The 13,982-nt window shown below is 43.3% G+C and carries 12 protein-coding genes; 4 read left to right on the top strand and 8 right to left on the bottom strand.

All coding sequences use genetic code 11. The features are described from left to right. Window positions 1–38 precede the first annotated feature (38 nt). From AC20MK_RS00130 to AC20MK_RS00115, 4 genes are all read right to left on the bottom strand, one after another. Complete coding sequence (locus AC20MK_RS00130) at window positions 39–986, bottom strand: CBS domain-containing protein (protein WP_487356006.1); 948 nt, start codon at window positions 984–986, stop codon at window positions 39–41. Between the two features lie 178 nt (window positions 987–1,164). Next, on the bottom strand, window positions 1,165–1,941 hold the full coding sequence (locus AC20MK_RS00125; RefSeq protein ID WP_487356005.1) for a CBS domain-containing protein: 777 nt from the start codon (window positions 1,939–1,941) through the stop codon (window positions 1,165–1,167). 51 nt (window positions 1,942–1,992) lie between these two features. Further along, the gene (locus AC20MK_RS00120) at window positions 1,993–2,592 is read right to left on the bottom strand and encodes a CBS domain-containing protein (protein WP_487356004.1); all 600 of its coding nucleotides are present in this window, start codon (window positions 2,590–2,592) and stop codon (window positions 1,993–1,995) included. A gap of 86 nt (window positions 2,593–2,678) precedes the next feature. Further along, window positions 2,679–3,800 carry an OB-fold nucleic acid binding domain-containing protein gene (locus tag AC20MK_RS00115; protein WP_487356003.1) on the bottom strand — a complete coding sequence of 374 codons (1,122 nt, stop codon included), beginning with the start codon at window positions 3,798–3,800 and terminating at the stop codon, window positions 2,679–2,681. A 256-nt stretch (window positions 3,801–4,056) separates the two neighbouring features. On the opposite strand from AC20MK_RS00115, the gene AC20MK_RS00110 reads away from it, so the two are divergent. Next, a complete protein-coding gene (locus AC20MK_RS00110) occupies window positions 4,057–4,686 on the top strand; it encodes an RNA 2'-phosphotransferase (protein WP_487356002.1) in 630 nt (209 codons plus the stop codon). Between the two features lie 12 nt (window positions 4,687–4,698). Here the strand turns inward: AC20MK_RS00110 and rtcA are convergent, their stop codons facing one another. Together rtcA and AC20MK_RS00100 are read right to left on the bottom strand one after the other, a co-directional pair. Further along, a complete protein-coding gene (rtcA, locus tag AC20MK_RS00105; RefSeq protein WP_487356001.1) occupies window positions 4,699–5,694 on the bottom strand; it encodes an RNA 3'-terminal phosphate cyclase in 996 nt (331 codons plus the stop codon). Beyond that, window positions 5,691–7,052: an NAD(P)/FAD-dependent oxidoreductase gene (locus AC20MK_RS00100; protein WP_487356000.1), complete on the bottom strand. Its 1,362-nt coding sequence runs from the start codon at window positions 7,050–7,052 to the stop codon at window positions 5,691–5,693. The genes rtcA and AC20MK_RS00100 overlap by 4 nt, the downstream gene beginning before the upstream one ends. A gap of 1,020 nt (window positions 7,053–8,072) precedes the next feature. Here AC20MK_RS00100 and dnaG point away from each other — a divergent pair. Together dnaG and AC20MK_RS00090 are read left to right on the top strand one after the other, a co-directional pair. Further along, on the top strand, window positions 8,073–9,578 hold the full coding sequence (gene dnaG / locus AC20MK_RS00095) for a DNA primase DnaG (RefSeq protein ID WP_487355999.1): 1,506 nt from the start codon (window positions 8,073–8,075) through the stop codon (window positions 9,576–9,578). Between the two features lie 197 nt (window positions 9,579–9,775). Then, window positions 9,776–10,063, top strand: coding sequence for a UPF0058 family protein (locus tag AC20MK_RS00090; protein WP_487355998.1), 288 nt, complete (start codon window positions 9,776–9,778; stop codon window positions 10,061–10,063). Here the strand turns inward: AC20MK_RS00090 and rimI are convergent. Together rimI and arcS are read right to left on the bottom strand one after the other, a co-directional pair. Then, window positions 10,060–10,581, bottom strand: a complete 522-nt coding sequence (gene rimI / locus AC20MK_RS00085) for a ribosomal protein S18-alanine N-acetyltransferase (protein ID WP_487355997.1) — start codon at window positions 10,579–10,581, stop codon at window positions 10,060–10,062. The two genes, AC20MK_RS00090 and rimI, sit on opposite strands and share 4 nt — an antisense overlap. 90 nt (window positions 10,582–10,671) lie before the next feature. Further along, complete coding sequence (gene arcS, locus AC20MK_RS00080) at window positions 10,672–12,519, bottom strand: archaeosine synthase subunit alpha (RefSeq protein WP_487355996.1); 1,848 nt, start codon at window positions 12,517–12,519, stop codon at window positions 10,672–10,674. Window positions 12,520–12,608: 89 nt separating this feature from the next. Between arcS and AC20MK_RS00075 the strand changes: the two genes are divergently transcribed. Beyond that, window positions 12,609–13,982 (top strand): FAD-binding oxidoreductase, encoded by a 1,374-nt coding sequence (locus tag AC20MK_RS00075; protein ID WP_487355995.1) that lies wholly within the window; start codon window positions 12,609–12,611, stop codon window positions 13,980–13,982.

Raw genomic sequence — 13,982 nt, 5'->3', positions numbered from 1 at the left:
CCTCCATTGTTTGTTAGTTATTCCTGTGGAAATAAAATTCATTCAGCTATTGCTCTTAGGATATCCCTCTCTGTGATTATACCACAAAGCTCTTCGTTATCGATAACTGGCAGGGATCCAATACCATGTTCGAGCATGAGGCTGCTCGCTTCTCCGAGGTCTATGTCAGAAGTGGTCCATACTACGTCCTTTGAGACCAATGAACTGATAGGAACATCCATTGCTTCATGGAAATTACCGGTGACCAAATTATCAAATACCTCTCCGCTTCCTAAAAAGTTCATAATGGCCGATGCATTGACAACCCCTATGAGTATATCGTTCTTTACAACAGGAAGTCTTCTAAAGTTGTTCTTGACCATCACTTTAGCAGCATCACCGATCTTCATATCAGCAGACGCCTTTTCCACCTTTTTACTCATGTGGCCGGCAACTGACATATTAGTGGGAAGTCCGCTTGCAAATGTTAAGAAGTCCTTCTCAGTGCATATTCCACAAACATGATCTGTACTATCAACTACAGGCAGGCTTCCTATGTTGTGCTTCAGCATGAGCTCAAAGGCTTCCTTGATATTGCCAGTGCTATGAATGGACACTACGTGGGGTTGCATTATCGAACTTATATTAGCGTTGATAGCAGCTAGCAAGTTCCCTTTATATTTATTCTCAATAAGTTGGTTCTTATCTCCCCCAAGGAAATCGATTATGTCAAAAGATGTAATGATACCTTCAATTTTGTTTGTGCCAGCGTTTGTGACAGGAATATGTCTGAACTTCCTTTCTGTCATTATCTTGATGGCATCTATGATCTTTGTCGTAGGCGGGATAGTGATAACATGCTTAGTTGCCACAGACATAATATCCCCTTCATGCTCTGATATCTTCGCATGGAAATCGAAAGCTCTCTTATCCATTGTTTCATTAGCAGCAAACTGAACAGGATCCTTTTTCTTGCTACCCACAGGGCCGTTGTTTTGAAGTTTCATTTTATCCTCCTTATTTTTTTCCAATAATTAAGTATTCGATCGGCTGTACGAATTTTGGAATAAACAAAAAGCCATCCAAAAATATTGAAAGGTCTGTGGTTACAGTCCTAATTGTCTAATTTTTATTTTCTTGATAGGTTCGCCTCAGTTATGCTAAGTCATAAAGCGGGATCATAACTCATAAAGAAGCACGCAGTATATCGGTCCGGGCCACTATTCCCATTACCTTTCCATCATTAACAACCGTCAGTCTTCCGACATCATAATGGAGCATCTTTTCAATACACTCTTTTACACTGGTATCAGAAGCCACTGTATAGGCAGGAGTTGACATTATCTGTTCAACTGAAGGTACGTCTTTGGATTGTGTTTGATGTGTCTCACCAATGGCTGGCCTGAGAAATCCGGATCTTATGATATCCCTTATAGTTACCATGCCCTGAAGTTCATGAGCATTGGTGACCACAGGTAGACCGGAACAATTCGATGTAAGTAGGGTCGGCCATATTTTTGTAATAATATCATGTGGATTACAGCTAATGACATCAGTTGTCATGACATCAGCTGCAACTTTATTATTTACTTTATGAGATCCGATATTTGCAAGGATATCTGAATTGCTTACCATTCCGACTATCTCTTTATCGGTCTCTGAGGCCACTACTGGACAGAGCCCCACATCTGATGCAATAATAAGTCTTGCAGCATCCATGATGTCTGTTTCTTGTGTTATAAGCGGACAATCATTCACGAATCCCTCAATGGTTACATTGGAACGTGTGGATGCGATGTTGAGAATATCCTTAGCTTTAAGGATACCAACCATCTTTCCATTGGCATTGGTTACAGCAAGACCTCTAAGAAAATGGTCTCTAATTAACTGCCGTGCATATGTCATGTTGTCGTGCTCTTTAACACTAACAGCATCCTTGGACATAATTTCGTTGACTTTCATATAAAACCCCCGTTCATATGAATCAGACAAAGAATTTTCTTCTTCATCTTCTTATTCTTCTTCATCTCTACAATCTTCGCATAGTATAAGACCGTTAAATTGATTTAGATCATCTACATGTGATCCACACCTCTGACATACCCCCCTTTCAATGTCAATAGCTTCAACGACATCCTGTTCTCTATTTATCTCTATAAGGTCTTCCAGAATTGTGTTCAGGACCGGAGATACTGTAAGGATGTCCCTGTCGGTAACAAGTCCTACGATCGCCTTCCCATTTGTGACCGCAAGCCTTCGAATATGGAATTTCACCATCATTTCAGATGCTTTAATGGCACCTGTATCTGGTTTCACTGTTAGAATGGGTGATGACATTATTTCTTCAGCATTTACGGTGTGGGGCATGGCATCTTTTACCATTACCTTACATACCATATCTCTTTCAGTTATAATGCCTGTAGCTTCACCATACTTTGTGATGATGACGCTATCAATATTCTGTTCATCCATAGCCTTGGCTACTTCAAGAGCTGTGCTTGTCACGTCAAGGATAAAGACATCCTTAGTCATTATCTCATGAACGGCAACATCTTTCAGGGTCTCTTTGATAGACCCGTCCGCCTCAATGTCCCCTTTGGTCACCACGACCATAAATATCACCCTCCTATGCTACTAATTGAATTCCCATATTCAATTACATAAAAATTCTACTTTATAGCATATATAGGTGTTCATTTTTACTTGATTGTTATCCTTGTACGGTTTCCGGCACTTAGTTCTATATCCTCGTATCCGGATTTTGAGTATGCATCAATTATTTCGATGGGGGTTTCAATGTCCAGTTCATCTACAAGAAGGGCATGATCTCCCCACAGAGCAACCCGAATACGGCCGGTATCATCAGATATATAGATGTTCGAGACCATATTACTGGTTCCATCATCTCTCTCAAACTCTCTGAGTTCCCCAAGACCGGAAACAAATCCCTTTATTGAGTAGGATTCACCGGGTATGATGTCGGTTATGGGTGTAAAGCTCTCTTTATACTCGACATCTGCTTCGGTCTTTCTGAGAACACCATGGTTTCCGATCTGTAATTCGACCTGCTGACTGAAATTATTAGTTCTTGCATATCCGTTGATGATCTCAACAGCATCATCAAGGTTCAGGGAGGCGGTTGAATCTACCTTATCGTCCCACAGCGTCACGCGTATCTTTCCGGTCTCGTCACCTATCAGTATGTTCATGACGCGCCCGGGATTCCCATCTTTTTTCTGGAAGTTCCTGACATCAGAGATATCCAGAAGCTTTCCTGAAATATTGATGTCTGACATGCCGTCCTTTATATCAGCTATCTTCTGTGACTGCATGTTGACCTCTATTTTCTGGTCGGTCTGACGCATCAGGCCATATTTGCCGATGTTTATCTCTGTTCCGGAATAGCCATCCTTTGCGTAACCTGTGATCTCCAGACAGTCTCCGACCTCAACGCTACCGTTCTTGATGATATCTGCACGGTCATCCCAGAGAGTGAGTTTTATGGAACCTGTTTCGTCTGCGACCTTAACAGTCCCCACTCTGCCAATGGTACCATCGTTCCTATTGAACTCGCGTACATCAAGAACAGAGGTTACCTTTGCCACAAAGCTCACATTACCTATCTCAGGAGTTATATCCTTTATTTTGATGATATCCTTTACAGTATCTGTGACCCCAAGATCATGAGCAACAAGCATTGCTGCTGTCTTCATATCACAAAGACCGCTCATTTGGTCTACTTTTTCATCGACCCTCTTTCTAAAATCGTCTTCGCTGATAATGCCTCCAAGCTTATTGTAGATCTCAGTTATCTCGTCCATTGATGACACCTGTAAATAGTATTAAAACGGGTCCGTAAGAATTATCCAAAACTTATAGGAAAAAGATAGGGCTATTTCCTTGTTTTGTAATAGCATAGGCCCCGGGTAAGTTTAGTTCGATATGATATAACCCTAACGAAAGGTAGGTCATACATTATATTGAAGAAATTCGTTCTTATCTTCTATTATGCGCTTTCTGATCCGTGGATGTAGATAAAGTTATATTAAGTATAAAATGCATTTGCATTTAGATAGCATGATTCGCAAGTGTAATGAGCATGGATACTTCAGGGGCGAGTTTTGTCCGGATTGTGGTGAGAGCGGAAGGTATGTACTGGACGATGAACGTGAAGAGCGTCTCGGAAGGTTCATTTCAGGCGCATTGAGGCACTTTCCCGATGATGTTGGGCTCACTATGGACGAACAGGGCTGGGTCAATATGGACCTGCTCTGTGACATAATGGACCGCCGCTACAAATGGGCGACAAGGGAACGGCTTATTTCTCTGATCGAATCCGATCTGAAAACTAGGTATGAGATAAAGGGTTCCAGGATAAGGGCAAGATACGGTCATTCCGTTAATGTGGAATTGGACTATCTTGAAACTGAGCTCCCATATCTTTACTATGGTGTCAGTCAGGAAGAGGTTGATATGCTTCTTGATACTGGTATTGCCCCAATGAGACAACGTTATGTACATCTTAGTACAAGTTATGGGAAGGCGATAGAATCAGCTTCGGTCCATACTGAGAATCCGGTAGTGCTTGAGGTAGATGTGGATGAGGCACAAAATGATGGATTGCATTTCATGTTGGTCAATGAGGATATTGTGCTAACGGATGGTGTTCCACCGGAATATCTTAGCGTTGTGGAAACTGAGGAATAAGCTTTTTGAAGCTTATTCAATTGAAATTTCCACTATGCCTTTTCTTTTTTCAGTCTTGAACTTTATATCAAGGAATTGTTCTGTGACCCAGATGTTGGTCCTTGTATGGTCTGATATTTCTTTTACAGTAAAAGAACCGCCTTCAGCAAGTCCGAGATAGGGGATGAGCTGGTCTGCAAGATGAATGTCAACGGAAGAAGGGGTTAAAAGTTCATCCAGGAGAGATGTAGCAGCATCACTGCCTACCTTTTCTGCTGTTATTCCTCTTTTACCGGGTACAAAAGAGCCTTTCATTCCACAATATAAGGTTATTCCACTACCAGTGGATTGAAAGTCAGTACGGAATGTTTCTATTGAACATTCATAGCCGGCATCTTCAAGAACGGCCCTTGCTTTGTCAGCCTGCCTCTGTGCAACATGGTCAGGCAGATTGGAGCAATGCGATATTCCATGAATGATCCCTCTTTCTTCTGAAAGCTCATGAGGCACTAAATGTGAAGGCTCGATCATTGCATTAACACTACCTCCGCCACGGGGGTAGTACCCTCTTTTTAAAATATCGATGTTGCATCGGTAGCCCATTTTCGAGAGGGCATTGAGTGTGACATTATTGAGATAATCGATACTTGGTGACCATGAAACATCAGTTCCCCCTCTTATCTCAAGTTTGACCTTATTTTCAGAATAAGCAGCAATGGGCATTATGCATTGTAATAGTAAAGCTATACTTCCCGCAGTGCCGATATCAATGGTATATTTACCCCCCCTTATTTCCTGTGGAAAGAATGCAATATCCGTTGATCCTATCTTAACTCCTTCTACTTTTGCATCACACAATAAGGCCGCTGTTCCTATTGCTTTTACATGCTGGGCTGAGAGTCCGGGGTTTGGCCGGTCTTTACGTATGTTCTTTATGGATGTTGCTTTTCCAGTAACAGCAGAAAGTGCTATGGCGTTTCTGACTATCTGTCCGCCGCCTTCTCCATAGGAACCATCGATATCGATCATGTTCTTGCCTTTATTTTCCTGAAAGCGTCTTTAACTGCATACATAAGAGGGTCTACAACGGTAGATACCGGCGGTGCGTAACAGGTTTCAATTGAAAGCATTTCTTCAACTGTTGTCTTCTTCTTTATCATGAAAGTAAGGCTGTCAATTCTTTCTTTTACACCGCTTTTTCCGATCATCTGTGCACCTGTAAGTAGATCATCACTGAAAATAAGCTTTATGTGGATATCACTGCTGCCTGGGAAGTAAGATGCTTTTGTCACTCCTGTGGAGTAACCTGTGATGATATCGATGTTTTCTGCCCCTGCTCTTTTACTTGTAAGACCCACCGAGCCTATGAGGAGATCACCTGCAACGTAGATACTGGGGCCCAGAAGAGGCTTAATGATGGTATCTTTCCCACAGATGTTGTTTGCCATTATGGTGGCCATGTGTCTTGCAGCAGGGGCGAGTTGTACAAGTGTTCTTTTGTTGGTGATGAAGTCTGTTATCTCACAACAATCTCCGCCTGCAAATATGTCGGTTGAAAGATCGCCGTCCACAAATGCCTGAAGGTGTTCGTTCACGATAATACCTCCAAGTTCTCCTGTGGAAATACCTGCATTTTCTGCAAGCTCGACATCAGGCAATATTCCTGTGCTTATTATAATAATATCCGCTGGTATTCGTTCTCCTGAAATTAGAACGCTCTCCACACTTTCTTTTCCTTCGATACTATCCGGAACATTGCCTGTGATGAGGGTCACACCGACAGACTTGAGGTATTCTGAAACTATCTCTGCCATATCAGGATCTATAAGACGTGAGAGGATCGCAGGACCGCGGTTGATCAGTGTTGTGTTTATCCCTCTTTTTGCTATACCGGCAGCGGTCTCAACACCTATTGCACCGGCACCGATGATGACCATGTTCTCAGCAGAAAGAAGTGCATTTTCGATTTTCATACCGTCTGCAAGTGTTTGCAGGGTGAATACTCCATCCATTCCTATATATTTCTGTAAGGGCTGTGGTATACGCTGTTTTCCACCGGTAGCGATTACAAGTTTATCGAACAATATATTGGAGTTCTCAAGCTCTATGGTCCTATTGGGGATATCTATTGACAGAGCCTTGGTTTCAAGCTCTATATCTATTCTCATCTTATCAAAGAAGTCAGGAGTTTTGACAATAAGGGAATCAAAATCATGTACTTTGCCTGACAGTTTGAAAGGTATCCCACATTCACTGTACGATATGTGAGCATCCTTTGAAATGACTATGATGGAAAGGTCCCTGCACCGCTTTACATGTGTAGCAGTAGTAAGCCCGGCAGCACCTCCGCCTATGATGGCAAGGTCATATTTTCTAATATCTTTCATAAAGACAGTTTCAAATGCATCTTATTAGGGTTTTGGCATTTGATGAGAACAGTATCTGATAAAGAACCAATGATAATAGAACAGTAAGATAATTGACGAGCGAGTTTGGGGAGTGGGGGGGTTATTGTAGTAAAAAATAATGTGTCCCGCTCGTCAGCGTCCCTATTATGTTATTGTATTTAAACATGTTGATTCATTGCGACATTCTGGCTACACATCTTACAAATTTAAAAATGGTTGCTGTGTTTGATTTTATTGAACATATCATGTTTATGTTGTTATCTTTATATATTAAAGAGGATGCTGTTATGTATTTAATTACAGGTACTTTATAACATCATAATGATCCTTAAAATAGTTTTTCGGGCATATTTTTGAAATCGTGGTGCAGAGGTATTTCAGAAAGACCCAAAACCACAAGGTTATTAAAGTGTAAGAACTAATTAGCCTATTGTGATTGGAATAATATCACACTAAAACTTAATTAATTTATCAAATATTCCATTGGGTGATTTATCCAATGGAAATAAACAGATTACCAAAATAAGATCTGGATCATTGTGGTTGCGCCATCACTTTATGCGCACCATTATCACATATTACAAGCAGAAGGAGCAGTCGAGAGAGTCAGGCTTATTCATATTATAGGAATTGGACAAACGGCACTTTATAATTTGTGTCAATTGTCTATAGCTATTCAAAGGTTCGATATCAGCATACAGAATTATTCGCATGAACAGATGACACATCCATGTGCAATTGATGCACGAGGGGATTTTGGGATGTCTTATATATATGTGGATTATCTGGATAGTTGATGGCTTACTTGATAGTTCAAACTATGGGGAATTTGTTTGAATTGATGGTCAATAGACAATATCTGACATAGTACATGCAGCCGAAAATCTTCTTTCTACTCTTGAGATCCTATTTTGTAGTATGCATAATTGATCCTGTTTTTGGTCTGTTTAAACGTAGATTCTGCCTAATATGGCAACTACTGTATAAGAAGGAGATAATATGCAAAATACAGACACCACTAAATATATCATTCATTCAAAGATCAGCGCTGACGGAATAATCGAGCGTCCTGATATTGTAGGAGCTATTTTTGGCCAGACAGAAGGTCTGCTCGGTTCGGATCTGGACCTGCGCGATCTTCAAAAGACCGGCCGTATCGGAAGGATAGAGGTTGCAGTAGGTGCAAAGGGCGGTAAGACCAAAGGTAATATCTTTATACCATCCAGCCTCGATAGGGTCGAGACATCTATTCTTGCAGCATCCCTTGAGACCATTGACAGAGTAGGTCCATGTACGGCAAAGATCGAGATCACACAGATCGAGGATGTTCGTGCAACCAAAAGGAAACATATCATTGAGCGTGCAAAGTACATTCTTACCGACATGTTCGATGAGAACCTTCCGGAATCCCAGGAGATCGCAGACGAAGTTCGTCAGTCAGTACGCATTGAAGAGATGGAGTACTATGGAAAGAACAAGATACCATGTGGTCCAAATGTGGTCGAGTCCGATGCAATCGTTGTTGTTGAAGGCAGGGCAGATGTTCTGAACCTTTTGAGATATGGTATCAAGAACACTATCTGTGTAGGCGGCACCAATGTACCACCTGAGGTTGCAGAGCTCACAAAGAAGAAGACTGTAACTGCATTCACAGACGGTGACCGTGGTGGAAAGCTCATCATAAAGGAGCTTCTACAGGTTGCAGACATTGATTACATCGCACGTGCTCCTGACGGAAAGAGTGTCGAAGATCTCGTTCAGAGGGAGATCGTACGCGCACTGAGGCAGAAGATACCGGTCGAGCAAGCTCTTGAAAATTACTCTATCAAAACAGATGTTAAACCTGAGCAGATAGAAAAACCTGCTAAAGGTGGCAGGGTCACACGTATTCCAAAACGCAAGGAAAGGCCAACGAGTGAGGTCTCTGCATCTGTTGCTACCAAAGTTGTTAACAAACCTTCCATGTCCGAAGAGAAACCGAGGGTATCAAGAGCAACGAGGGTGCCCAGGGAAACAACGGCATCCAGGGCAACAAGGGCACCAAGGGAAACAACGGCATCCAGGGCAACAAGGGCATCCAGGGAAACACCTGCACCCAGGGAAACAAGGGCACCCAGGGAAACGAGAGCACCCAGGGAAACAAGGGCACCTAGAGAAACACCTGCACCTAGGGAAACAAGGGCTCCAAAAGAAGTGAAGCCCGCAGTGCTCTCTCCGCAGGCACTTAGGTTTAAACCACATTCTGATGCACTGAATGGAACCCTTGGAGCAAGGCTTTTGGATTCAAAGGATGAGATCATCGAGGAAACTGCAGTTCGTGATCTGGTCAACACGCTGAAAGAGAACGATGAAGGGATCAAGAGCGTTGTCTTCGATGGTGTCGTAACTCAGCGTATACTGGATATCGCATCTGACAAGGGCATTGAGAACCTTATTGGTGTGAAAAAGGGCAATATCGCAAAAAGCCCTGCAAGTGTCAATGTTCTGACAGCATCTGATTTTTGATCCTCTAAGGGTCAAATCTCTTCTCTTTTTCTCTTTTTCCCTCAATAGAGCATTATTAATCATAAAAAATAAATCAAAAAACATTTATATGATAAATAGGAACTGCTCGTCCGCGAATAATGGTTTTATTTGAGTCTTAAGTTTACTATAATGCAGCGCACACAAAGAGTGTGGTGTAAAGAAAACGGACTAAAACCATGCAAAAAGATGAATTGATTCAGTTGCATACATTATTAGCTCAGATAAAGAGACATCTGGAATGTCAGAGCAGTGATTATGATTTTTCTGAATATAGATCACTGTCAATAAGTCCTGTTCATATCCATCGCAGTAAAGCAGATCACAAACATGCCATATTTGTACTTGGAAACCATCTTGCTTCGATAATCTCAGAAGATGAACTTTCAGGTATTGGCAGAACATCTGTAAGAATGCAGGAATTTGCAGAGCGCACTGGAAGGCACTCCCCTGTCAGTAATAATTAAATATTGTCAGGCAATTGGAACTTGGTCTCAGGAAGTGAAGGCACTTCAAAAGAGATGTTCTTGGAGTGATTGGTCCATGACCTTGGGGAAAGTTGTTTTTTCATGATGATCCCGCTTTCTCCATCCGAATAATAATCGTGCTCGATCCAGCAAGCTATAAAGTCCATTTTCCTGTACATCTGAATAGCTTTATCGTTGCTGCTCCTGACCTCCAGGGTCGCAGATCTTATACCCTCATCTTTGAACAGGTCCAGAATAGAATTAAGGAGCTTTTTCCCAACACCCATGTTCTGCCATTCTTTTTTCACTGCCAGGGAGAATATACGGCCTTCGTTCGTTTCAGACCGATAGCCCATGACAAAACCAATGACCTTATTGCCCATGGTTGCAACAAGAAATCCTTCATCGTTCATCTCATAGAAGTTCATGTAAACGAAAGGATTGTGTTCTGTAAATGCTTCCATTTCAATGGCCAGAACCTGTTCAAAATCCTGGGGCATAAAATTTCTGACTATCATTGTCTTTTAGTAGGTATCTCATTATAAAAAAGAATATTGAAAGAAGTAATAAGAAAAAGAGAAAAAAGGCCTTAAAAGCAAATTAATGCCTTAGTTAGCCTTTTTTACATGTCTGAGGTCCACAGCTACCCCTCGTGAAGAGTCTACCATCTCTTCTCCACTCATCATAGCGCGTCCGACACCTATTGCTTTACTGCCTGTGATCATAACCTCATCTCCGGGTCTGATATCCTTGTCAGCAGCAACAACTCCAGGTGCGAGCAATGAGCCCCTTGGAAGGAAATCATCTATGGTCACAGTATAACCTGAGTACTCCTCGGAATCTGAAAGCAATCGTATCCCTGCAACGGTAAGTGCGAGTGTACCATACTGCGGTATCATTGTGGCTATCTGCTCTTTACCAATGAATACCTGATGTTTGGGGAATGGCGCTTTTATCTTTGCACCGTCAGGTACGACCAGCTTACCGGCACCTGAACCGAACTGGTAGTCTGCAATAGAGCGCATCATGTCGATCCTTGATCTGTTCTGTTTATAGTCCTTTTCTGACACTATCTCAGAAAGGGTCTTTTTCAGGTTATCAAGGGAGTCGTATGATGACACGTTCCCTGTACTTGTATAAGTGAAATCGATGGAAAGCTGTTCTGAGACTATCTCGCATATTTCCCTGTAAGCTCCTTCCACATGTGCTACGACATGGGAATAGCTGTGCTTTGAAAGATAATCCCTGAGGCAGGCGGATACCCACTTTATTTCTTCAGCATCCCAGTATCCTGTCACAACAGTATCATAATGTGCTGCAGGATAGGTCATCTCAAGTTCCCTGGGTACGATTCCGAGCGGGGAGGTGAGGATCACCTCATGTACGAATTTCCTGTACTTTCCCAATGATTTTATAAACTTGTTATGGGAATTGGATATTGAATATGGTTTCTTTGCCGAGCAGGGAAAAAGCACGAGTATTTCGGATCCAGGAGGCGTATATCTTTCCTGTATCCTTTTTGCAAACCTGACGACCTCAGGCCTTGTCATGGATTCAGAAGTCGTTGCGAGCATCTGGTTGGACCTGGCAATAGGGGTGTGACTTTCTATGTAGTCGTATTGGGAATCGGAAAGTCTCAAAAGGGCTGCAAGCCATGGCTCTGCTCTACACTGTCCTTCAACGTATTCGCGAAGGTTGCCCGAGCGTATCCTTTCCCTCGCCAGGACTATCTCTGCTTCCAGCATGTTGCGGTTGTGTCTGCTGATCAGCTCTGCCCTATCAGCTTTAGGCATTGCCCTTAGTTCCTCTATGGTAATAGGTGCGCATACTTCACATCTGCATGGCAGCTCTGTCATAGAATCAAGGAACTGTTTGCCGGCAGTTGTCATGTATATATCGCTATATCCGGCTATTATTGCCTTTGTGTCATCGACAATATCTATTCCAAGGTAGACGAGCATTGCAGCATTTATAGGGGTACAGAGGTTAGGCAGGTAAATAGCGGTATCAGGAGCTACACTATCTTTCAGATCGATAAGTCTCTCCAGGAACTTTCTCGCATTGCCTTCTAAAGAACCTGCACCTTCCATTACGTAGAGGTCAGCCTTTTTCACATCCACACCTTTGCGGAAGATGCGACCTATGGGACCTGTGGCTTCGACTTCGGTTCTCTCCGAGATCTTCATAACCACATCTTCAGGCACTTCTAAGGTCAGGTCCTGATGAGGAAGTATGATGATGGTCTCATCCCCGACCTCTTCGCGGATCTTCCTGATCCTTTCCTCTGCTTCTTCAATAGAGATGTTCCAGATGGAGCCTGCATCTGTTATGGGGGAATGGGCATCGTTAAGGGATGCTGTATCAATTATATATGGCGTCCTTACTGGTTTTGGAAAGAGTATTTTTCCAATTCGGGCAGCGCCATCCCGTTGTTCTACCTCAAAGTATGATGTCATGTTTCCCTAATATGCTTAAGTAGATGTAAATCTTTTCTACTCAACATAAGTACCCAAACGTTTATTTTTGAAAAGGGTTTCAGGTTAAGATGATGCTCGCTAAAGAACTTGAGGAGATCCTCGGGAAAGAGAATGTCTCTACCCGAAGGTCAGAGCTTTACTGTTATTCCTTTGATGCCTCCGGAGTAGAAGGACTGCCGGACTTTGTTGTAAGGCCTACGACCACTGAACAGGTGGCTGCTGTGGTCAGAGCAGCGAACAGGTCGAACACTCCTGTCGTTGCAAGGGGTGCGGGTTCAGGTCTTTGCGGCGGTGCGGTCCCGGTTAAAGGGGGCATTGTGCTGGATATGTCCTCAATGGACAACATTCTTGACATTGATATTGACAATCTTCAGATAACGGTGGAACCCGGTGTAGTTCACGAAGAACTTAACAAGGCACTGAAGCCGTATGGTTTCTTCTTCCCGCCTGACCCCGGGAGCACTGCCATGTGTACCATAGGTGGGCTCATGGCGAACAATGGAAGCGGGATGCGGTGTGTGAAATACGGTACCACAAGGAACTATGTTCTCGATCTTGAGGTAGTAATGGCCGATGGCAGAACAGTCCACACTGGGTCGAAGACTTTGAAAACAGCTTCAGGGTATGATCTGACCGATCTGATGGTAGGTTCTGAAGGCACTCTTGGTATCATCACCAAGGCTGTGCTCAAGGTACATCCTCTGCCCCATGCCCGCAGTGTCATACTTGCATCCTTTGACAATACCACTCTTGCCGGCAAGGCTGTGGTAAAGGTGCTCTCATCTGGGATCATACCCTCTGCATGTGAGATCCTTGACAGTACTGCCATAAAGGCGGTCAGGAGTTTCGATCCTTCCGTGGAACTTCCCGATGTGGGTGCTATCCTCATGATAGAAGTGGACGGGATGGAGAATGCGGTCAGGGAAGAAGCTGATCTTGTGGGGGAAGCCTGCCAGGAGCTGGCGTCTGAGATAAAGGTCGCAGAGAGTGGAGCTGAAAGTGAGGATCTATGGAAGGCACGCAGGCTGGTGGGGGCTGCCATATCAAAGATCGATCCTAAACGTACCCGTATCTATATCGGGGAGGACATTGGGGTTCCAATAAAAGAACTGCCGGATATGCTCGAATATGTGCGTTCGCTTTCAGCAGAGTTCGATATTCATATCATGACCTATGGGCACATCGGCGATGGGAATCTCCATACCGGAATGGCAATTGATATGCTCAGTGAGGAAGAAATGGAAAGTGCACATGCTGTGGCGGACAGGATATACAGGCGTGCGATCTCTGTGGGCGGGACTGTGAGTGCCGAGCATGGGGTGGGGAAGGCACGCGCGATGTATATGGAACTGGAACACCCAACCTCTCTTGAGGTAATGCGGCAGATAAAGAAAGCCCTTGATCCGAAGGGGATACTGAATCCGGGTAAAATGGGGCTTTGA

It is taken from the genome of Methanococcoides sp. DA23, assembly GCF_057593895.1.
The sequence above is the reverse complement of the archived record's forward strand: the minus strand, read 5'-3'. Positions and strand labels throughout refer to the sequence as shown.

Coding starts and splice junctions, on each gene's coding strand:
- AC20MK_RS00110 (WP_487356002.1), top strand. CDS start 4,057: ATGATTCGCAAGTGTAATGAGCATGGATACTTCAGGGGCGAGTTTTGT.
- rimI (WP_487355997.1), bottom strand. CDS start 10,581: ATGATAGTCAGAAATTTTATGCCCCAGGATTTTGAACAGGTTCTGGCC.
- dnaG (WP_487355999.1), top strand. CDS start 8,073: ATGCAAAATACAGACACCACTAAATATATCATTCATTCAAAGATCAGC.
- AC20MK_RS00075 (WP_487355995.1), top strand. CDS start 12,609: ATGATGCTCGCTAAAGAACTTGAGGAGATCCTCGGGAAAGAGAATGTC.
- AC20MK_RS00120 (WP_487356004.1), bottom strand. CDS start 2,592: ATGGTCGTGGTGACCAAAGGGGACATTGAGGCGGACGGGTCTATCAAA.
- AC20MK_RS00130 (WP_487356006.1), bottom strand. CDS start 986: ATGAAACTTCAAAACAACGGCCCTGTGGGTAGCAAGAAAAAGGATCCT.
- rtcA (WP_487356001.1), bottom strand. CDS start 5,694: ATGATCGATATCGATGGTTCCTATGGAGAAGGCGGCGGACAGATAGTC.
- AC20MK_RS00115 (WP_487356003.1), bottom strand. CDS start 3,800: ATGGACGAGATAACTGAGATCTACAATAAGCTTGGAGGCATTATCAGC.
- AC20MK_RS00125 (WP_487356005.1), bottom strand. CDS start 1,941: ATGAAAGTCAACGAAATTATGTCCAAGGATGCTGTTAGTGTTAAAGAG.
- arcS (WP_487355996.1), bottom strand. CDS start 12,519: ATGACATCATACTTTGAGGTAGAACAACGGGATGGCGCTGCCCGAATT.
- AC20MK_RS00100 (WP_487356000.1), bottom strand. CDS start 7,052: ATGAAAGATATTAGAAAATATGACCTTGCCATCATAGGCGGAGGTGCT.
- AC20MK_RS00090 (WP_487355998.1), top strand. CDS start 9,776: ATGCAAAAAGATGAATTGATTCAGTTGCATACATTATTAGCTCAGATA.